Raw genomic sequence first — 21,102 nt, 5'->3', positions numbered from 1 at the left:
TCCGGATTGCCTAAATGCTGATGGTCGAGGAGGGCAGCCCCGCTCCGTTCGGAGCGGTGTGGGATGGTAAGGGCGTCAATTTCGCTCTGTTTTCGGCGCATGCGCAAAAGGTCGAGCTCTGCCTGTTCGAGCCTTCCGGCCGCCGCGAAACGAAACGCATCTCGCTGCCGGGCCGCACGGACCAAGTCTGGCATGCCCATGTGCGTGGGATAAGACCTGGTCAGCTTTACGGCTACCGCGTTTATGGTCCTTATGATCCCGCGGCCGGGCACAGGTTCAATCCGCATAAGCTCCTTCTCGATCCCTATGCGCGGCAGATTTTCGGGCGCATTCATTGGCACGATGCGCTTTATGGCTATCGCGTCGGCGCGCCGCGCGGCGATCTCGCCCCCGACCGGCGTGACAGCGCGGCCATGATGCCCAAAGCGGTCGTCGAAGATCCCGCCCAGACGTGGGATGGCGATCGCCGACGCCTGCTGCCGTGGCGCGATACGGTCATCTACGAAGCCCATGTCAAAGGGCTCACGCAACTGCATCCGGATCTGCCGGAGGAATTGCGTGGCACCTATTCGGCGCTTGGCCATCCGGCCGTGATCGATCATCTGGTCAAGCTCGGCATCACCGCGATCGAGCTCTTGCCGGTCCATGCTTTCGTCGATGACCGCTTTCTCGTCGAAAAGCAGCTTCGCAATTATTGGGGCTATTCGACGCTTGGCTTTTTCGCGCCGGAGCCGCGCTATTTCGGCGAGGATGGCGTACTCGGCTTCAAAGCCGCGATCGCGTCTTTGCATGAAGCCAATATCGAAGTCATTCTCGATGTCGTCTATAACCATACATGCGAAGGCAATCATCTTGGGCCGACGCTCAGCTTCCGCGGTATCGACAATGCGAGCTATTACAAGCTCGCGCCCGACAATCCCCGCTTTTCATGGGACAGCACGGGATGCGGCAACACGCTCGATCTCGCGCATCCCCGCGTGCTGCAAATGGTGCTCGACAGCCTACGCCATTGGGTCGAGGCCTATCACGTCGATGGCTTCCGCTTCGATCTGGCCTCGACGCTCGCGCGCGACCCTTATGACTTCACCGATCGCGCCGGTTTCTTACGCGCCATCGGTCAGGATCCGGTCCTATCGCGCGTGAAGCTTATCGCCGAGCCTTGGGATCTCGGCGAAGGGGGCTATCGCGTCGGCGGCTTTCCGCCCGGCTGGGGCGAATGGAACGATAAATATCGCGACACGGTGCGGACTTTCTGGCGCGGCGATCCCGGCAAGCTGCCGGATCTCGCGGCGAGGCTCGCGGGCTCGGCCGAGCTTTATGCCTATGCCGGGCGCAGGCCATGGGCCTCCGTCAATTTTATCGTCTCGCATGACGGTTTCACGACACAGGATCTCGTCAGCTACAACGAGCGCCATAATGAAGCCAATGGCGAAGATAATCGCGACGGCCATGGCAATAATCTCTCATGGAATTGCGGCGCCGAAGGCGAGACGGAGGATCCGGGCATTCTTGCCTTGCGAGCACGCCAACGGCGTAATCTTCTCGCGACGCTGTTGCTTTCGACCGGCACCCCGATGTTCGGCATGGGCGACGAGTTCGCGCGCAGCCAGAAAGGCAATAATAATGCCTATTGCCAAGACAATGAATTGAGCTGGATGAACTGGTCCGACGCCGGTGACTCCGAGCTCCTCGCCTATGTCCGCAATCTCCTGGCGCTGCGGCGCCGGTACGACGCATTTCGCCACCCCACATTTTTCACCGGCGAAACCCTGGCAGGCAGGGATCAGAGAGATATTTACTGGCTTGCGCCGGAAGGACGCGAGATGAGCCAGGACGATTGGCTGGCCGGGGATCGGCGCGTTTTGGGGCTGCAATTTGGCAATGATGCGCAAGACCGCGAACGTTTTCTGGTTCTCTTCAACGCGGCGCCCGAGGACGTGACCTTTCAACTGCCGGTGGACTTTCCCTGTGACGGTTTCATGCCGATTTTTCATTCAGCCGAGCCGGAAGGGCTCGTCAAGAAACCGGGAGCGCTTCTGAAGGCAGGCGGATCCTTTCCGCTCGCTTCGCGTTGCCTGATGCTCTTCCAGCATGTGCCCGCGGCACGGCCTTGAACGTCAGGCCGGAACACCCGAACCGGGCTTCGCCCGACAATGATCGAAAGCAGTGCGTGACCAACGAAACAGACCTTCTGTGGCGGCTTGCGGAACAGGCCGGCGTGGCGCGGACCTATAGGGACGCCTTTGGCGTCGGCTTCGATCCGGGCGAAGAAGGCGTCAGAGCGGTTCTTGCCGGATTGGGATTTGCCGTCGAGACCCAAAGCGACCTCGAGGACTCTATCGCGCGTCTGGAAGTATTCCGGAGTGCTTTGATCGCACGCGTCATTCCGTGCGAGGCCGGTGAAAGAACACGCGTCGCGGTGGTCAATCCGCCGGATGCGATTCTCTCCTGGCGGGTCACGCTCGAAACGGGAAAGACGAGCGAAGGTTTGGCGACGATCGCGTTCGAAGATGGCGCGGCCTCATTCGAGCTTCCGGGCTGCCCGGCCGGCTACCACGACCTTCATGTCGAAGCCGGGCGGCAGAAGGCCAAAGCGCTTTTGATCTCGGCGCCGCGGCGCGCCTATCTGCCGCAAGCTTTCATGGAAGGCGCCTGCGGCTTCGGGCTTGCCGCGCAAGTCTATGGTTTGCGCTCGGCGCGCGATTGCGGGATCGGCGATCTTACGGCCATCGCCTCGCTTGCCGAGGCGAGCGGAACCTATGGCGCGTCCTTTCTTGGGCTCAGCCCGTTGCATGCACTTTTTTCCGCCGATCGCACCAAGTTTTCACCCTATTCGCCGTCGTCGCGCCTGTTCATCGATCCGATCTTCATCGATCCGCGCGAGGTGCCGGGTTTCGCGCAAAGCGCGGCGGCTCATTATCTTCAGGAGCCCGATGTTGCGTTTCTCCTCGAACAGATTCGCGAAACACCTCTGGTCGATCATGCCTCCGTCTGGGCCTTGAAGCGGCAGTTGCTCAACCGGCTGTGGCGGGACTTTTCAGAAACCACGAATCCGGAGTTCGAAAGCTTCCGCCGCGAGGGTGGCGAGGGTTTGGAGCTTCATGCGACTTTCGAAGCGCTCGCGCACCGGTTTCGCGATGAAGGCCTGATGTGGCTCGGCGAATGGCCGGAAGAATATCGTCAGGCCCAATCATCGACCGTGCGCCAATACAGGAGCGAAGCAGCCTCCGACATCGCCTTCCACATTTGGCTGCAATGGCTGGCCGATCGGCAGTTGGGTGCCGCGCAGGCCGCTGCCAAGGCGAGCGGCATGGAGATCGGGCTTTACCGCGATCTTGCCGTCGGCGTCGATCGCGGCGGTTCGGAAGTCTGGGCTTCGCCCGAACGTTTCGCGACCAGTCTTTCGGTCGGCGCACCGCCGGATCCGCTTGCCACTCAGGGGCAGGATTGGGGTTTGCCGCCGCTCAATCCGCTCATGCTCGAAGCGGACGGCCTCGCCGCCTTCCGGAGTTTGATTGCCGCCAATATGCGTCATGCCGGCGCGATACGGATCGATCATGCGTTTCAATTGCAGCGGCTGTTTCTGATCCCGCTCGGCGCGCCGGCAAGGCTTGGCACTTATGTGGATTATCCGTTCGAGGCCATGCTTGCCGTTCTGCGGCTTGAAAGCCATCGTGCGAAATCGCTCGTGATCGCAGAAGACCTCGGCACCAGCCCGGAGCATTTCTCCGAAGCGATCATGCAGGCAGGCATTCTGAGCTATCGCGTGATGCCTTTCGAACGCGAGGCGGACGGCGCGTTCAAACGGCCCTCCGCCTATCCGCGCGACGCGATTGCGACATTCTCGACGCATGATCTGCCGACTTTTGCCGGCTGGTGGCACGGCGTCGATGTCGGTGTCCGGCAGTCCGTCGGTCTTTACGACCCGGCGACGGCGGAGCGTGAACGGGCTCAGCGGGCGCATGAATTGGAACAATTTTGCGAAAGTTTGAGTGAAGAAAATTTATTGCCCTCGCCCGCCGTTCCGGCCGATCCGCCCTTTGAAGCGGCCATGCGCTATCTCGCCCGGACGCAATGCTGCCTTGTCGCCGTGCAATGCGAAGACGTCTCGGCCGAGGTGAATCAGGCCAATCTCCCGGGCCGCGACCTTGGCCATCCCAATTGGCGGCGGAAATTATCGCATCCGATCGAAGGCATTATGCAAAAGGATGGTCCTTTTGCCCGGATCGCTGCGCTTCTGAAGATGGAACGGCAGAAAATCGCGCGAATGGTGAAGCCAAAGGCCGAGAATGTTTTATCAGGCGGTAACCTGGCTCTGCGAACCTTATTTCTCGGCGACACTGCGGCAGGGGTCATGAGCAAAGATAAAAAGGCCAAGGATAAGCCTGACAAAAAAGACAAGGGCAAGAAGACCAAGTCTTCGCCCGACGCGATGCGGCCCGTGCCCGATGCCGAAGGTCGCGTTGTCGTCGAGGCCGTCACGCCGGAGCTTGACTGCGGCCGTCACAAAATCAAACGCGTCGTCGGCGACCTTGTCGAAGTCTCCGCCGATATTTTCACCGATGGGCATGAAAAGATCGCCGCCGATATTTTGTGGCGCACGGTGGATGAGGCGTCCTGGCAGCGCGCGCCGATGCGTTTTATCGACAATGACCGCTGGGGCGGGACGTTCACGGTTCAGGCTATGGCCGAACATCGCTTCACGATCGAGGCTTGGCGCGATCCCGTCGCGACGCTGCTCGACGCGATGGAGAAGAAACGTGCCGCCGGGATCGCCGTCGATGTGGAAGCCGCGGAGATTCTGGCTTTGCTCGACACGCCCGAGGCGGACAACCGCGATGCGCAAACCCGCGATCCGCAAACCAAGGATAGATTGCAAGCGCTGCTTGCCAAAGCCGGAGCGGCTGATCCGGCCCGCATCGATCTTTTCTCCACGGATGAGACGCGCCTGCTGATGGCGAAGATCGGTCCGCGCAGAAACGTTTCGGTCTATGGCCACGAGATTGCCGTCGAGGTCGATCGTCGCAAGGCGAATTTCTCGGCCTGGTACGAACTCTTTCCGCGCTCCGTCACCGACGATGTCAATCGCCACGGTACGTTTCGCGACGTGATCGCGCATCTGCCTTATGTTCACGAGCTCGGCTTCGACGTGCTCTATCTGCCGCCCATTCATCCGGTCGGCAAGACGAACCGCAAGGGCCGCAACAATGCGCTTACCGCCGGCAAAAGCGACCCTGGCAGCGTCTATGCGATAGGCAATGAATTAGGCGGCCATGATGCTATCCATCCGCAGCTCGGCGGGATCGAGGATTTTCGCGCGCTCGTGCGGGCCGCGCGGGACTATGACATGGAAATCGCGCTCGATTTCGCGGTTCAATGTTCGCCCGATCATCCGTGGATCAGGCAGCATCCAGAATGGTTCGCCTGGCGCCCCGACGGCACGATTCAATATGCCGAAAATCCGCCCAAAAAATACGAAGATATCGTCAATGTCGATTTCTACGGCGCAGGCCTGCCGGCGCTGTGGGAGGCCTTGAAGGATATCGTCACGTTCTGGGTGCGTGAAGGCGTGCGGATTTTCCGGGTGGATAATCCGCATACGAAGCCTTTGCCCTTCTGGGAATGGCTGATTGCGGAGGTCAATCGAGAAGACCCGGATGTCATATTTTTGGCAGAAGCCTTCACACGGCCCAAAATGATGAAGAGCCTCGCGAAAATCGGCTTCCAGCAGTCCTATACCTATTTCACGTGGCGCAATACCAAGCCTGAGATCATGGCCTATATGCAAGAACTCGCGGGCGAGATGGCGGATTATTACCGGCCGAATTTCTTCGTGAATACGCCGGATATCAATCCCATCTATCTGCAGACGAGCGGCCGCGCGGGTTTCATCGTGCGCGCGACTCTCGCTGCGACCCTGTCGAGCAATTGGGGACTTTATAGCGGCTTCGAGTTTTGCGAGGCCCGCGCCTTGCCCGGCAAGGAAGAATATGCGGACTCGGAAAAATACGAGATCAAGCCTTGGGATTATGACCGTCCCGGCAACATCAAGGCGCATATATCCGCGCTCAATCGCATCCGCCGCGAAAATCCGGCGCTGCACGATTTCCGCCAGTGCCTGTTTCTCAATGCCTGGAACGATGCGATCGTCGCCTACGCGCGATTTTCACCGGATAAATCGAATTGCGTGATGGTGATCGTCAATCTCGACCCGCATTATCGCCAGGATTGCACCTATGAAGTGCCGCTTTGGGAATTCGGCCTGCCGGATCAAGCCTCGATCGAGGCGGAGGACCTTCTGAACGGCGGCCGGTTCACGCTCTATGGCAAGACCCATCAAATCGCGCTCGATCCGGCCGAACGCTCGGCCGTCATCTGGCGCATCATACCGCCGAGAGTTGCGCCATGATCGATCGCGACGATGTACAATGGTATCGCGATGCGATCATCTATCAATTGCACGTCAAATCCTTTTTCGATTCGGACAATGACGGCATAGGCGACTTCATCGGCCTGACGCAGAAGCTCGATTACATCAAGGATCTCGGCGCAACCGCGCTCTGGCTGATGCCGTTTTATCCCTCGCCCCTGCGCGACGACGGCTACGATATTTCGGATTATCGCGGGATCAATCCTTCCTATGGCACGATCCGCGACTTCAAACATTTCGTGCGCGAGGCGCATGAGCGCGGGCTTCGCGTCATCATCGAGCTCGTCATCAACCATACGTCGGATCAGCATCCGTGGTTTCAGCGCGCCCGCAAGGCCAAGGCCGGATCCGCCTTCCGCAATTTCTATGTCTGGTCGGATACGGATGAGCGTTACACCGACACGCGCATCATCTTTCTCGACACGGAGAAATCGAACTGGACCTGGGACGAAGAGGCCAATGCCTATTTCTGGCACCGCTTCTATAGCCACCAGCCGGATCTCAACTTCGACAATCCGCGCGTCATCGAGGCCGTCCTCGATGTGATGCGCTATTGGCTCGACATGGGCGTCGATGGGTTGCGGCTTGACGCCATTCCCTATCTGATCGAGCGGGAAGGTACGAGTTGCGAAAATCTTTTCGAGACCCATGCGGTCATCAAGAAGCTCCGGGCCGCCGTCGATGCCAGCTATCCGGATCGCATGCTGCTCGGTGAGGCCAATCAATGGCCGGAGGATGCGGCGCGCTATTTCGGCGATGGCGACGAATGCCACATGGCGTTTCATTTTCCATTGATGCCGCGCATTTATATGGCGCTGGCACAAGAGGACAGGCACCCGATCACCGATATCATGCGGCAGACGCCCGATATTCCCGAAGGCGCGCAATGGGCGATCTTTCTGCGCAACCATGACGAGATGACCCTCGAAATGGTGACCGACAAAGAGCGCGACTATCTTTGGACCTCTTATGCCGCCGATCAGCGCGCCCGCATCAATCTCGGTATCCGCCGCCGCCTATCGCCGCTGTTGCAGAAAGACCGCCGCAAGATCGAGCTTTTGAATTCGCTGCTCTTTTCCATGCCGGGCACACCGGTCCTTTATTATGGCGACGAGATCGGCATGGGCGACAATATCTATCTCGGCGACCGCGACGGCGTGCGCACGCCGATGCAATGGTCCGTCGACCGCAATGGCGGGTTCAGCCGGGCCGACCCCGCCAGGCTGTTTCTGCCGGCGATCCAGGACCCGATCTATGGTTTCAGCGCGATCAATGTCGAAGCGCAATTGGCGAGCACGTCGAGCCTGATCAACTGGACGCGGCGCATGATCGCGGTTAGGCGCAACTATCGCGCCTTCGGGCGCGGGACCTTGCGGTTTCTCTATCCCGCCAACCGCAAAGTGCTGACCTATTTGCGCGAATTCGAGGATGAACGCATTCTCTGCGTGGTCAATATTTCGCGCGCGCCGCAAGCGGTCGAGGTCAATCTCTCCGAATTCAAAGGCGCTACGCCGGTCGAACTGACGGCGGGCAGCGTCTTCCCTCCGATCGGCACATTGCCTTATCTGCTCACTTTGCCGGCCTATGCGTTCTACTGGTTCAACCTCGAACCGGCGACCACGGAGCCTATTCGCTACGGGCCCACACCGTCGCCCGAATTATTCACACTGGTTTTGACCGAAAAACTCGAAAGCCTGTTCTCCGGCCGCGAGTTGGTTGCTTTCGAGTCCACGATCGCGCCGGCATTCCTGGAGGCGCGGCGCTGGTATGCGGCGAAAGGCGCCCAGATCAAAGAGGTCAAGGTACGGGATTTCACCGTCCTGCGCGATGGCATGGAAGGCAGGTTCGTCTTGCCGCTTCTCGACATCGATCTCGCTCGCGACGGGCGGCAGACCTATTTCACGCCCTTGGCCGCCGAGGAAGACGGCGACAATGAAAATAAGCTCGCCTATGCCATCTCACTGCTGAGGCGGGGCGCGCGGACGGGCATTCTCTATGATGCCGACGCCAGTCCGGCCTTCGGCGTCGCCATGCTGGGCGCTATCCGAGATGGGACCGTCTTGAAAACCAATGCGGGCGGCCGGATCGTCTTTTCGCCCTCGCCCTCGTTTCCGGAAGAGGAACTGATTTCGGTCGCGGACGTCCAGCGCATGGGCGTCGAGCAGAGCAATTCCTCGCTCAATCTTGGCAGCCGCTTCGCACTCAAGATCTACCGGCGCTTGCAGGAGGGGGAGAATCCGGAAATCGATATCGGACGTTTTCTGACCGAGGTCGCGGGCTTTACCAATACGCCGCCCCTCTACGGCACGATCGAATATGTCGATGCCGAAGGCCATCACACGGCGCTCGGCGTGCTGCAGGGTTTCGTGCGCGGCCAGGGCGATGCCTGGCGATGGACGCTTGATGCCTTGAAGCGCCTTCTGGAAGATTTGACGCTTGCCCCGGCGGAGGCCGAGGCCGTGGTTCCAGACAGCTTTTCCTCTTATGTGCCGCATATGCAAAGGCTTGGTCTGCGCACCGCCGAGCTGCATAAAGCGCTTGCGACGCCGACCGACGACAAGGCTTTTGCCGTGGAGCCTTTGACCCATGCGGATCTTTTGGAGGCGGCCGACGATGCGCGGGCGATGGCGGAGCGCGCCTTCGGGCATCTGACCCGGCTGGGCGAGCGCGCCAACGAGACGGCTCATCTGCTGGCTGACCGGCTATTGGGCAGACGCAAAGAATGTTTCGCTTTGATCGAGTCGCTGTCCATCGAACCGATTGGCGCCGTCAAGACGAGAATCCATGGCGATTATCACCTCGGCCAGGTGCTTGTCGTCAAGGATGACGTGATCATCATCGATTTCGAAGGCGAACCGTCGCGGTCGCTGGCGCAGCGGCTGGCCAAGAGTTCGCCCTTGCGCGATGTCGCAAGCATGCTGCGCTCCTTCGCTTACGCTGTGGCGACGGCGAGGCGCGACTTGTCGCAACGTCTGCCGGACACATCGGCCACTGAACTGCACGACAAGCTGGTGCAATTTTCACATATTTTCGTCGAAACCTATATGGAAGCGGCGCGCGGCAGCCCGATCTGGATCGAAGATCAGCCGACACGCCAGCGTCTTCTGCTGTTTTTCATCCTGTCGAAGGCGCTTTACGAAATAAATTACGAAGCAAGCAACCGGCCCGACTGGATCGACATTCCCATTGAAGGGGTTCTCGCAATCCTCGATTTGGCACGGGAGATCGTATGAGCAAGACGGGCGGATTGGCGAAGCTTGAAAAGAATTCCGCTGAGCCTGCCACCCGCGGTCAGGCGGTCGCGGAGCTCGATAAGGGCGCCATCGAAGCGATCGTTTCGGCCTCGCATGGCGACCCTTTTGCCGTCCTTGGGCCGCACGAGGTTGCACCGGGCCTATGGGAAATCCGCGTCATGCTGCCTGGGGCCGAAAGCGCCGAGGCGCTCGCGGTATCGAACGGGGCTGTTCTCGCGCCCTTCGAAAAGCGCCATCCGGGCGGCTTTTTCATCGCCCGTTTTTCCTGCCAAAACCGGCCGCATTATCGACTGCGCATCAAGGATAAAGCCGGCGAAAGGCTGGCTGAGGATCCCTATGCCTTCGGCTCGGCGCTTGCCGGTTCGGATCTCTCGGCCATCAGGGATCGTATTAGCGACGCCTTTTATCGCGTCCTCGGCGCGCATTGCATGACGCACGGCGGCTGCAAGGGCGTGCGCTTCACCGTCTGGGCACCCAATGCGCATAATGTCAGCGTCGTCGGCGATTTCAACGGCTGGGACGGGCGGTGTCATCCGATGCGGCTGCATCACGCGGGCGGCCTCTGGGAGCTTTTCGTGCCGGGCCTTGAAAAGCGCGAGCATTATAAATTCGAGATCAAGGGACCGTCGGGCGAGCGCCTGCCGCTGAAAGCCGATCCTGTCGCTTTTTCAACGGAATGTCCGCCCTCGACCGCCTCTGTGACGCATGGCCTGCCGGCCTTCGATTGGCATGATGACGAGTGGATCATCGCGCGTGGCACCGGCGACCTCCGCAAAAAGCCGGTCGCGATCTATGAATGCCACCTTGGATCATGGACGCGCGTGCCCGAAGACAATTATCGCTCGCTCTCCTATCGCGAACTTGCCGAACAGCTCGTGCCTTATGTCCGCGATCTCGGTTTCACCCATATCGAACTCTTGCCGATTACCGAATTTCCCTTCGACGGATCTTGGGGCTACCAGCCCGTCTCGCTTTTTGCGCCGACGAGCCGGTTCGGGACCCCTGAGGATTTCGCCTCTTTCGTCGAAGCCGCACATAAAGCCGGTCTCGGAATCATCCTCGATTGGGTGCCGGGGCATTTCCCCAATGACGCGCACGGGCTAAGCCTCTTCGACGGGACCCATCTCTACGAGCATGCCGATCCGCGGCAAGGCTTTCATCAGGATTGGGGCACCTATATTTATAATTATGGGCGCGAGGAGGTCGCGGCTTTTCTCGTCACCAATGCGCGGTTCTGGCTGGAGCAATATCATCTCGACGGGCTGCGCGTCGACGCCGTCGCCTCCATGCTCTATCTCGATTATTCGCGCCGCGCCGGCGAATGGATTCCCAACCGCTTTGGCGGCAACGAGAATCTCGAAGCCATCGATTTCCTGCGGCACATGAACGAGATCGCCTATCAGGCGGCGCCCGGCGTCGTGACCATCGCGGAAGAATCGACCGCCTGGCCGGGCGTCTCGCGGCCGACCTATGCCGGTGGTCTCGGGTTCGGCTTCAAATGGAACATGGGCTGGATGCACGACACGTTGCGGTTCATGTCGGATGATCCGATCCACCGCAGCTATCACCATCACGATATGACTTTCGGGCTGCTCTATGCCTTCAGCGAGAATTTCATCCTGCCTCTGAGCCATGATGAAGTCGTCCACGGCAAAGGCTCGCTTTTAGCTAAAATGCCGGGTGACACATGGCAGCGTTTTGCCAATCTGCGGGCCTATTTCGGCTTCATGTGGGCGCATCCCGGCAAGAAGCTGCTCTTCATGGGCGGCGAGTTCGCCCAAATGCGCGAATGGAACCATGACACCGCGCTCGATTGGCATTTGCTTGACGAGCCGAATCATCGCGGCGTGCAGATTTTGGTGCGCGATCTCAATGTGCTTTATCGTACCACGCCGGCGCTTTACGAGCGCGATTGCGAGGCGAGCGGGTTTCGTTGGATCGTCGGCGACGATCGGAACAATAGCGTCTTTGCATTCGCGCGTTTCGGCGAAACGCCGGACACGGTCGCGATAGCGATCTCCAATTTCACACCTGTGCCGCGTGAGAATTACCGGATCGGGGTTCCATTAGAAGGTTTCTATCGCGAAGCCGTGAACACTGATGCTGCCCTTTACGGAGGCAGCAATATGGGCAATCTCGGTGGACTATATGCAGAAGCCCGGCCCAGCCATGGCGAGGCTTTTTCAATTTCTGTGACGCTGCCGCCGCTCGCCACTGTGATCTTGATCCGCGAGCCCTAATTCCAGGGGCGCCGTGTCAATTTGCGCTCCAAATAGGCAGCAAATGGCGGAACCTTGGCCGGGTCGCAGCGTTCTTCGCACGAACAAAACGGCAGCCACCGTTTATCGTAAAAATCCCCCGCAAAATGGAGTTTGATCATGGCCACCAGCACAGCAGTAAAACTGGAAAAGGCAGGCCGTCCGGCCGCCGCTCCGCTCGACACCCCGACCGATCTGCCGGCCGATGGGGTCGCCAAGATCTGCGCACAGCTCAATGCCATCATCGCAGATGGATTTGCGCTCTATCTCAAGACCAAGAATTTCCATTGGCATGTGAGCGGCCCGCATTTTCGCGATTATCACCTGCTGCTCGACGAGCAGAGCGATCAGGTTTTCGCGTCCATCGATCCGCTGGCGGAGCGGGTGCGCAAGCTTGGCGGCGAAACGCTCCGCTCAATCTCGCATATCAGCAAGATTCAAACGATCAAGGACAACAACGAGGAATTCGTTTCGCCCCTCGATATGCTCCGCGAGCTCATGGATGATAACAAGCACATCGCCGCTGCGATGAGGAAGTGCCACGAGTTGACCGATGACGTCGGTGACGCCGGCACCGCGGGTCTGTTGGAGACGACGATCGACGAAACCGAGCGCAGGACTTGGTTCCTCTTTGAGGCCAGCCGTGCTGGCGACAAGTCGGGCCACTAAGACCAGCTTGAATTCTGACGCGAATTGTAAAAGGCCGTCCTTCGGGGCGGCCTTTTATTGCGTCATAGCGCCTCGATCGGAATGCGTCCGCGCGCCGCCGTATAAAATAAAGCGAGTCTCGCAGCCTCTGTCTTTTGGCGGTGTTCGGGATCGCGTAACCATCACGCATAACATCCGGGGAGACAGCGCCATGGCCTATGAAAATATCGAAGTCGAGACGCATGGAAGGGTCGGTTTGATCCGTCTCAACCGGCCGCAGGCCTTGAATGCGCTGAGCCTGCCCTTGATCCATGACCTCAACGCGGCGCTCGACGCATTCGAGAGCGATCCGGGGATCGGCGCCCTTATTCTCACCGGGTCTGCTAAGGCCTTCGCCGCGGGAGCCGATATCAAAGAAATGCAGTCGAAGACATTCATCGAGGCCTATCTCGAAGATTTTATTGGTCAATGGGAACGGCTGTCGCGGGCCCGCAAACCGGTGATCGCGGCCGTCGCCGGATTTGCTTTGGGGGGCGGCTGCGAACTGGCCTTGATGTGCGACATGATCATCGCCGCCGACACGGCGAAATTCGGTCAGCCTGAGATCAAGCTCGGCATCATCCCCGGGTCCGGCGGTTCGCAACGGCTGACACGCATCATTGGCAAATCCAAAGCCATGGACCTCTGCCTGACCGGCCGGATGATGGACGCAGCGGAAGCCGAGCGGGCCGGACTTGCCGCCCGCGTCGTCCCGGCCGAACGGCTGATCGATGAGGCTTTGGAGGCGGCGGCGGCGATTGCGTCCATGTCCCTGCCTGCCACGATCATGGCGAAAGCCAGCGTTAACAGGGCCTATGAGACCACCCTGGCCGAGGGGGTGAGGTTCGAACGCCTTTCATTCTATTCCCTTTTTGGGACGGAAGATCAAAAGGAAGGCATGGCGGCGTTCCTCGAAAAACGCGCGCCAATATTCAAAAACCGTTGAGTTTCAACATGTCGTTGACGCACATGGCCTTTGCCGACTATAAGCCTCCCTTCTTGAGCTTTGGATGCTGTTTTCGTCGGCGTCATGCTGCTCACCTCAATCACCTCGTTGCCAGGATCTTTTAAATGGCGAATACACCATCGGCCAAAAAGGCCGTTCGTAAAATTGCGCGGCGCACTTCCATCAATCGGTCGCGCCGCAGCCAAATGAGAACATACGTCCGCAAGGTCGAGGAAGCGATTGCTTCCGGTGACCAGGAAGCCGCCGCCGCCGCTTTGCGGGCAGCAGAGCCGCTTGTGATGCGCGCAGCGCAAAAGGGAATCGTCCATAAGAATACGGCGTCGCGAAAGGTCTCGCGCTTGTCGCGCCGTGTCAGTGCCTTGGCGAAATAAACCTCTCTTTCGAGATATTTTTTCGGATAAAAAGCCCGGCACGTAGCCGGGCTTTTTTTATGATTCATTCGCATCAGTAGAAGTGCTCATTGGTTTCGTTCCTAACAGCTCTGTCGGGCGAACGTAGAAGTGCTGAGTGGTCACATTTGAACACACAGTCGTATATTTTTCCGTGCTGCATGCGGCCGCTCAATCAAATTCCAAACGAGTCAACGGCTTGCTCATAAAGCTCCGGAGGAGCACTGCAACATAGCGCTTGACGATAAGAGGCGACTCGTTTCGGCCGTCAAACGTCGGTTGGCGCGACTGTCATGTAGCCGATAAAAATCTGACGTGATGATCCCAGATTGGTGATGAATCAGATGCTTAACATCGGCGTCGGGAAGGTGCTCGGAAACCGCACGATTCGCACGATTCAGAGAAATGACGAATCCATAACGATGATGTTGCGCAAGGTCGAACCTATGCTAAAGTTTCTTCGTTGGGCACGCAGCACCGCCGTTGTCCTTCAACATCGCACATGTTCTCCTGCAATAGAGTTTCTCTAGCGTTTTTCTGCGCCTGGGAAACGTGTGCCCTGAGTTCTCCGGCGCGTTCTTGTCGGCGATGAAATGCGTTTGTTGGAGCGACCGTGGATGCGGCGAACCCGTTCCGGCATAAGGGGGGATCTGAAACTATGAAACAGTCCGTCAGAACTCCATTGGCCATCTCCTGCCTTGGAGGGACGCTCTGGTTGCTGGCGCAGATGGCCCCAATGCGATATCGAACGCGCCTCATAAACTAGCCGATCGGCACGATCGTTTTTCTTTCAGTTACAAATAGAATGGTCCGGCGTAAGCACGGCAGGCGAACTATTGTCTGCGGGGCGCTTTCTCCGGCTTGTTGATCGTCCTTTTTGATGTTGGAACGCAAATGTTAAAAGAGCAGCCACACATGGATGATACGCCTCACGAGGCATGGGCACGTATTTGCCGCCGCTTGCGCGCGGAGCTTGGCGAAGATGTTTTCACCTCTTGGTTCGGGCGTCTGGAACTTGATCGGCTCGCCGAACCGATCGCTTATCTTTCGGTGCCCACGAAATTTCTGAAGAGCTGGATTCAATCTCACTATACCGACCGCCTCGCGGCGGTGGTCGGCACAGAATTCAGCGGGATCAAGCAAATCGTCGTCGACGTGCGCTCGTCCTCGCGTCCCGGCGGCACGCGCTCCGTCCGTGCATCCGATTATCTGCGCGCCGTGCCGCTCGACGGCATGCAGGGTTCGCAGGAAGGGGCGGTGTCCCGTCCGTCCGATCCGCGCGCCGAGGCTTACGCGTCCGACGCGCATAAGCAAGGCACGCCGCATGCGCACGAGTCCAAGGACGTCGAGAGTCTCGGCGGTTCGCCGCTCGATAAAAGACTGAACTTCAATAATTTCCTTGTCGGCCGCTCCAATCAATTGGCGCATGCCGCGGCGCAACGCGTCGGTACGGCCTCCGCTGGAGAGCCGCTGCTTTATAATCCGCTTTACATCCACGCCTCCGTCGGGCTCGGCAAAACCCATCTTCTGCAGGCGATCGCCCACGCGGCAAGCGACGTGAAGCGCCGCGTCATCTATCTGACGGCGGAGAAATTCATGTATGGCTTCGTCTCCGCTCTCAAGGCGCAGACGGCGATCGCCTTCAAGGAAAAGCTCCGCGCGATCGATGTGCTCGTCATCGACGATGTGCAATTCCTGCAGGGCAAATCGATCCAGCAGGAATTCTGCCACACGCTCAATTCGCTGATCGACGCGCGGCGCCAGATCGTCATCGCGGCGGACCGGCCGCCGTCCGAGCTCGAATCCCTGGATGAGCGGGTCCGCTCACGTCTGGCCGGCGGGCTCTGCGTCGAAATGGGTCCGCTCGACGAGGCTTTGCGCATCAAGATCCTCGAAGCCCGCATCACGGCGGCCCGGCAGATCCATCCGAACTTCACCGTGCCTCCGGCCGTCGTGTCCTATGTCGCAAGCGTGATCGAAACCAATGGCCGCGATCTTGATGGCGCGATCAACCGGCTTCTCGCGCATACGTCCTTGACGGGGGCGGTGCTCACGGTCGAGACGGCCGAGACGGCGATCCGCGATCTCGTACGCACGCGCGAACCCAAGCGCGTGAAGATAGAGGATATTCAAAAGCTCGTCGCGACCCATTTCAATGTGAGCAAGGCCGATATCCTATCGTCGCGCCGCACCGCCAATGTCGTGCGTCCGAGGCAGATCGCCATGTATCTCGCCAAGGTCCTGACCTTGCGGTCCTTGCCGGAAATTGGCCGGCGCTTCGGCGGGCGCGATCATACGACGGTGCTTCACGCCGTGCGCAAGATCGAGGCCCTGTCCAGCTCAGACGGCAATCTGCATGAGGAAATCGAGCTTTTGAAGCGGATGCTGTTGGATTGAGCGCCATAGCTGGACTTGCTCGACGGCTGTCCGATCAAGAGAAATCGGGCGGCTTTCGCGTTCCAAAGGCTGCTATTCATCTCTTGGCGGCTAGCATGGCGAGCGGATCGCTTTAGTCAATGATCGCTTCGCGACCGCCTACGGCGGCGAGCCGAAGGCTCGTCATTGACAAAAGCGCATCCGCCTCGCCGAAAATGGCCGCTGTGGGATGAATGGCGAGATCTGCTCAGTGTCCGCCGGCCATCCACGCGGCGGCTGCCGTAATAGCTTCCCATCTCAGGCGGATCGAGCGTAGCTTCATCCGCATGAACTCTCCGATTCGCATCCTCGGCATTGATCCGGGCCTCCGCCATATGGGCTGGGGCGTCGTCGAGGTTTTGGGGTCGCGGCTTTCCTATGTCGCCTGCGGTGCGATCCATTCGGACGATAAGGCCGATCTTGGCCTGCGCCTGCGCGCGCTGCACGAGGGCCTCGCCGCGATCGTGGCCGAATATGCGCCTCAGGAAGCGGCTGTCGAAGAAACCTTCGTCAATCGCGATCCGCGCTCGGCTTTGAAGCTTGGACAGGCGAGGGGAATAGCTATCGTGGTGCCAGCCTTGGCCGGCCTGCTCGTCGCCGAATATGCCGCCAATCTCATCAAGAAGACGGTGGTTGGATCGGGCCATGCCGAAAAAGCGCAGATCGCCATGATGGTGAAAGTGCTTTTGCCGAAATGCGAGCCGGGCAGCGTCGATGCCGCCGATGCTTTGGCGGTCGCCATCACCCATGCGCAACATCGCGGCCAGACGGCCGCGGCCTTGCTGCGGGCTGTGCGATGATCGGGAAACTCACGGGCCTTGTCGATTCCGTAGGCGAGGATTTCGTCATCCTCGACGTCCATGGCGTCGGCTATGTCGTGCAATGCTCGTCGCGGACCTTGCAGCACTTGCCCGGCGCTGGCGAACCCGTGGCGCTCTCGATCGAGACGCAGGTGCGCGAAGACGCGATCCGCCTTTACGGTTTTGCGAGCGACATCGAGCGCGATTGGTTCCGGCTCTTGCAGGGCGTGCAGGGTGTCGGCGCGAAAGTGGCTTTGGCGCTGCTTGGCATTATGAGCGCGGCGGAGCTCGGCCAGGCCATCGCCTTGCAGGATAAGACGGCGGTGTCGCGTGCGCCCGGCGTCGGACCGAAGCTCGCGGCGCGGATTGTTGCCGAATTGAAGGATAAGGCGCCCGCGGCGGCGGCCTTCGAGCCCATCGCTTTGACGGCAGGCGTAGGGACGGCGCTGCCCAATGGCGCCGAGGATGCGGTCTCGGCTCTGGTCAACCTCGGCTATGGACGGCCGCAGGCCGTGGCGGCGGTGGCGGCCTCGGTCAAGGCGCTGGGCGCGGAGGCCGAGGTCGGCGCATTGATCCGGCATGGGCTGAAGGAATTGGCGCAGTAAGCGGACGTTGGACTCCAACTCCGGCCGTCATGCCCGCGCTTGTCGCGGGCATCCACGCGATGAAGCTACACCAATCAAAGACGTGGATGGCCGGGACAAGCCCGGCCATGACGGCGTTTATGGTTTTGCCAAGTCTGGTTCTACCGATACAGCTCGCTTTTGCCGTTCCCGAATGCGTCGAGAAAACGCCGCGCCTTCTTGCGATCGTCGCGCGCTGTCCCGTTCATCGAAAGATTGACCGCGCTTTGCTCCAAAGCCCGGAAATCGATGAGCTTCGACCAGCGCCGGACCGGGATCACGTCATATTCTTCCTCGGGCGTCGCGACGCGATAAACGATCTCGTCAAGCAAAGCCGGCAGCGCCTTGGCGTCGCCCATGGCGTCCTTGATAAAGGCATAGACGCGCTGTTCCTCGCCGCAGGCCCACCAGAACCAGAGGATGGCGGTGGGGGAGCCCTGGGTCCAGAGCGTGCCTTTCTTGGCTGCCAATTGGACGCGCGCAAAAAGCATGTCGCGCAAGGCCGCGGTCGAAGCGCCGAAATAGGTCTCTTCTGGCGGCCGTGCCGCGTGGTCGGCCGCCCAATTGCCTTCGACCATGCGGAACAGCTCGCAGATCAGCGAAATCTCCGCGAGGTCCGGCAGGACGGCGATGACGAGCGAACCGCGCTCGGATGCGGGTTTTGGGTCCAAAGCTTTGATAAGCAGCCGGCTCAAGCGCTCTTGGATGGTCGGCGCCTCGGGATCTCTTCGGGTTTCCTTGACGCGCAGATAGACGGGGCTGCCTTGAAGGAAGGTTCTGAGCCCTTCTCGGGTCGCGAGCGCTGCTTGAGTCGCCGCGGGCGTTGCCTCGAGCCCGTCGAGGATGGTCTGCCTGAGACCGGCGCGGTCCGGCTCGGGGCTTCTGGCCAGGACCGCGCCAAGCGCCGCGAAGGCCTGCGGCAGGCCGTCCGACCGCAAAAGGGCGGGGATATTAGGTGGATTGAGCGTGTCGGACATGGCCTCTGGAAATTGAAATAGAGTTCTAAGTGTGGAAGCTCATACCATGCCAATAATCCCGGGCGGCGCGTATAGCGAAATCTGATTTTTGGACCTCAAGGTCACGCTATTCGCCTGCCGACGTTCGTTCGGCCTATAGTCTTTGGAAAGTTGGTCGATTCGTGACCCGCTGCTTCCGCCGTCCGGGATGACCCTTTGCCGTCTCCGCCACCCCGCCTTGTGACCCCCGAAAAACGCGAAGACGACGCGGAGCTTTCGCTGCGTCCGCTCTCGCTCGATGATTTCACCGGGCAGGCGGCGGCGCGCGCCAATCTCAAGGTCTTCATCGAGGCCGCGAAAACCCGCCGCGAGCCCTTGGATCACGTACTCTTCGTCGGGCCGCCCGGTCTCGGCAAGACGACGCTGGCGCAGATCGTCGCGCGCGAGCTCGGCGTCAATTTCCGTTCGACCTCGGGCCCGGTCATCGCCAAGGCGGGCGATCTCGCGGCGCAATTGACTGCGCTTGAGCCGCGTGACGTGCTTTTCATCGACGAAATCCATAGGCTCAATCCGGCGGTTGAGGAAATCCTCTATCCGGCCATGGAGGATTTTCAGCTCGATCTCATGATCGGCGAAGGGCCGGGCGCCCGTTCGGTGAAGATCGATCTGGCCAAATTCACCCTGGTCGGAGCCACGACCCGCGCCGGCCTCTTGACGACACCTCTGCGCGACCGGTTCGGCATTCCGATCCAGCTCGATTTCTATAGCGTCGCGGAGCTTGAAGTGATCGTGCGGCGCGGCGCGCGCGTGCTCAACATCGGCATGACGGATGAAGGCGCGAACGAGATCGCCAAGCGCGCGCGGGGCACACCGCGTATCGCCGGGCGCCTGTTGCGCCGGGTGCGGGATTTTGCGATCGTCGATGGCGACGCCGAAATCACCCGCAAGAGCGCCGACCGCGCTTTGAGCCTGCTCGAAGTCGATCATATGGGCTTCGACAAGATGGACCTGCGCTATCTCAATCTCGTCGCTCTGTCATTTGGCGGCGGCCCGGTCGGGATCGAGACGATCGCCGCGGCCTTGTCCGAGCCGCGCGATGCGATCGAGGAAATCATCGAGCCGTTTCTCATGCAGCGCGGCTTCATCCAGCGCACGCCGCGCGGGCGTGTGCTGACGCTCCATGCGTTCAAGCATCTCGGCTTGAAAGAGCCGGTGCGCGATGCCTCGCAATTCGGCCTCTTCGGCGAGGATGCGGGAGATTAGCTAATCCAGCGGTACGTCGAAAAATTCGCCGGGCCGTTTCACTTGAAAGTGATCGGCTGGAATGCCGGCGCGCTCCAAGGCTATGGCGAGGCGTTTCGGCGGCTCGTCTATGGCCTCATAGGCCAATTGGAACGTGCCCCAATGATGCGCCAGCGCGTAAGCGGCACCGCAATCTTGAAAAATCGCGACGGCCTCTTCCGGATCGATATGGTTATCGCGCATGAACGAACGCGGCTCATAGGCGCCGATCGGCAATATGGCGAGGCGGACAGGCCCGTGTTTCACCCGTATGGCGCGAAAAATCTCGCCCTTGGAATAGCCCGTGTCGCCGATGTGATAGATCTTGCCGCCGGATGTCTCGATGACGAAAGCCGCCCAGAGCGCCATGCGGCGGTCGCGTACGCCTCGTGCCGACCAATGATAGCAAGGCTCGAAATGCACTGCGACATCGGCTGACAGGCTTACGCATGCGTCCCAGTCGAAGGCCTGCGCGGCAATCGCGCTATTGTGGTTTTGCATGATCTTGTCATTGCCCAGCGGCGTCAGCACTGGGCAGGCGCGATGCGCAGCGAGATGCGAAAGGCTCGCCAGGTCGAGGTGATCGTAATGGTTATGGGTGACGAGGATCGCATCGAGGGGCGGAAGCTCTTCGAGCGAAAGACCGGGGGCATTGACGCGCAAGGGTCCGGCGAAGGTGACGGGGCTCGCGCGTTTCGAGAAGACCGGATCGACCAGCAGGTTCAACCCCTGCGTCTGGATCAAAACCGTAGCATGGCCGATGAAGGTGACGCGGAGAGCGTTGCCCGCGATCCGCTCCGCGACAGGTTCGGTGCGCGGCGGATTGGCGACACGCTTCGGCCAGCGCCTGCGTGCGCCGCGCTCCGACAGAAAGCGAAAGAGATCGGCGGAGCTTTTGTCGCTTGCAAAGCCCGGCACGAAGAAACGCGTGCCGTCGAAATGATCGGAGACTGGCCCGGCATGATAGGGATTGCGCGGCATGGGTTATGTCAGATCGGTGTGCGCGAACCCTCTCCCTGTGGGAGAGGGTGGCTTATGAAAC

The 21,102-nt window shown here is 60.0% G+C and carries 13 protein-coding genes; 11 read left to right on the top strand and 2 right to left on the bottom strand.

Going from position 1 to position 21,102, the window contains the following annotated elements; translation table 11 throughout:
- Positions 1-14 precede the first annotated feature (14 nt).
- The 10 genes from glgX to ruvA all read left to right on the top strand — a co-directional run bounded on the left by glgX (position 15) and on the right by ruvA (position 17,805).
- The gene (gene glgX / locus A3OQ_RS0102735; protein ID WP_020173821.1) at positions 15-2,114 is read left to right on the top strand and encodes a glycogen debranching protein GlgX; all 2,100 of its coding nucleotides are present in this window, start codon (positions 15-17) and stop codon (positions 2,112-2,114) included.
- 56 nt (positions 2,115-2,170) lie between these two features.
- A complete protein-coding gene (malQ, locus tag A3OQ_RS24605; protein ID WP_020173820.1) occupies positions 2,171-6,409 on the top strand; it encodes a 4-alpha-glucanotransferase in 4,239 nt (1,412 codons plus the stop codon).
- Positions 6,406-9,663, top strand: coding sequence for a maltose alpha-D-glucosyltransferase (gene treS / locus A3OQ_RS0102725; RefSeq protein ID WP_020173819.1), 3,258 nt, complete (start codon positions 6,406-6,408; stop codon positions 9,661-9,663). Before malQ ends, treS begins: the two co-directional genes overlap by 4 nt.
- Positions 9,660-11,924, top strand: a complete 2,265-nt coding sequence (gene glgB, locus A3OQ_RS0102720) for a 1,4-alpha-glucan branching protein GlgB (protein WP_020173818.1) — start codon at positions 9,660-9,662, stop codon at positions 11,922-11,924. Before treS ends, glgB begins: the two co-directional genes overlap by 4 nt.
- 138 nt (positions 11,925-12,062) lie before the next feature.
- A complete protein-coding gene (locus A3OQ_RS0102710; RefSeq protein ID WP_020173817.1) occupies positions 12,063-12,611 on the top strand; it encodes a Dps family protein in 549 nt (182 codons plus the stop codon).
- Between the two features lie 190 nt (positions 12,612-12,801).
- Positions 12,802-13,575 (top strand): enoyl-CoA hydratase, encoded by a 774-nt coding sequence (locus A3OQ_RS0102705; RefSeq protein WP_020173816.1) that lies wholly within the window; start codon positions 12,802-12,804, stop codon positions 13,573-13,575.
- Positions 13,576-13,700: 125 nt separating this feature from the next.
- Entirely contained in the window at positions 13,701-13,967 is a 267-nt protein-coding gene (gene rpsT, locus A3OQ_RS23905; RefSeq protein WP_083931462.1) for a 30S ribosomal protein S20, read from the top strand.
- A gap of 933 nt (positions 13,968-14,900) precedes the next feature.
- Positions 14,901-16,382 (top strand): chromosomal replication initiator protein DnaA, encoded by a 1,482-nt coding sequence (dnaA, locus tag A3OQ_RS0102690; protein WP_020173813.1) that lies wholly within the window; start codon positions 14,901-14,903, stop codon positions 16,380-16,382.
- A gap of 305 nt (positions 16,383-16,687) precedes the next feature.
- Entirely contained in the window at positions 16,688-17,200 is a 513-nt protein-coding gene (gene ruvC / locus A3OQ_RS0102685) for a crossover junction endodeoxyribonuclease RuvC (protein WP_020173812.1), read from the top strand.
- Positions 17,197-17,805, top strand: a complete 609-nt coding sequence (ruvA, locus tag A3OQ_RS0102680) for a Holliday junction branch migration protein RuvA (protein WP_020173811.1) — start codon at positions 17,197-17,199, stop codon at positions 17,803-17,805. Before ruvC ends, ruvA begins: the two co-directional genes overlap by 4 nt.
- 140 nt (positions 17,806-17,945) lie before the next feature.
- Here the strand turns inward: ruvA and A3OQ_RS0102675 are convergent, their stop codons facing one another.
- The gene (locus A3OQ_RS0102675; RefSeq protein WP_020173810.1) at positions 17,946-18,800 is read right to left on the bottom strand and encodes a hypothetical protein; all 855 of its coding nucleotides are present in this window, start codon (positions 18,798-18,800) and stop codon (positions 17,946-17,948) included.
- A gap of 195 nt (positions 18,801-18,995) precedes the next feature.
- Between A3OQ_RS0102675 and ruvB the strand changes: the two genes are divergently transcribed.
- Positions 18,996-20,042 carry a Holliday junction branch migration DNA helicase RuvB gene (gene ruvB / locus A3OQ_RS0102670; protein WP_026595427.1) on the top strand — a complete coding sequence of 349 codons (1,047 nt, stop codon included), beginning with the start codon at positions 18,996-18,998 and terminating at the stop codon, positions 20,040-20,042.
- Here ruvB and A3OQ_RS0102665 read toward each other — a convergent pair whose 3' ends face one another.
- Positions 20,043-21,041 carry an MBL fold metallo-hydrolase gene (locus A3OQ_RS0102665; protein WP_020173808.1) on the bottom strand — a complete coding sequence of 333 codons (999 nt, stop codon included), beginning with the start codon at positions 21,039-21,041 and terminating at the stop codon, positions 20,043-20,045.
- Positions 21,042-21,102 lie beyond the last annotated feature (61 nt).

The organism is Methyloferula stellata AR4 (genome assembly GCF_000385335.1).
GTDB lineage: Bacteria > Pseudomonadota > Alphaproteobacteria > Rhizobiales > Beijerinckiaceae > Methyloferula > Methyloferula stellata.
The sequence above is the reverse complement of the archived record's forward strand: the minus strand, read 5'-3'. Positions and strand labels throughout refer to the sequence as shown.

Excerpts from the sequence above, each read along its gene's own strand:
- glgX (WP_020173821.1), top strand. The coding sequence starts at position 15 with ATGCTGATGGTCGAGGAGGGCAGCCCCGCTCCGTTCGGAGCGGTGTGG.
- treS (WP_020173819.1), top strand. The coding sequence starts at position 6,406 with ATGATCGATCGCGACGATGTACAATGGTATCGCGATGCGATCATCTAT.
- glgB (WP_020173818.1), top strand. The coding sequence starts at position 9,660 with ATGAGCAAGACGGGCGGATTGGCGAAGCTTGAAAAGAATTCCGCTGAG.
- A3OQ_RS0102710 (WP_020173817.1), top strand. The coding sequence starts at position 12,063 with ATGGCCACCAGCACAGCAGTAAAACTGGAAAAGGCAGGCCGTCCGGCC.
- A3OQ_RS0102705 (WP_020173816.1), top strand. The coding sequence starts at position 12,802 with ATGGCCTATGAAAATATCGAAGTCGAGACGCATGGAAGGGTCGGTTTG.
- rpsT (WP_083931462.1), top strand. The coding sequence starts at position 13,701 with ATGGCGAATACACCATCGGCCAAAAAGGCCGTTCGTAAAATTGCGCGG.
- dnaA (WP_020173813.1), top strand. The coding sequence starts at position 14,901 with ATGGATGATACGCCTCACGAGGCATGGGCACGTATTTGCCGCCGCTTG.
- ruvC (WP_020173812.1), top strand. The coding sequence starts at position 16,688 with ATGAACTCTCCGATTCGCATCCTCGGCATTGATCCGGGCCTCCGCCAT.
- ruvA (WP_020173811.1), top strand. The coding sequence starts at position 17,197 with ATGATCGGGAAACTCACGGGCCTTGTCGATTCCGTAGGCGAGGATTTC.
- A3OQ_RS0102675 (WP_020173810.1), bottom strand. The coding sequence starts at position 18,800 with ATGTCCGACACGCTCAATCCACCTAATATCCCCGCCCTTTTGCGGTCG.
- A3OQ_RS0102665 (WP_020173808.1), bottom strand. The coding sequence starts at position 21,041 with ATGCCGCGCAATCCCTATCATGCCGGGCCAGTCTCCGATCATTTCGAC.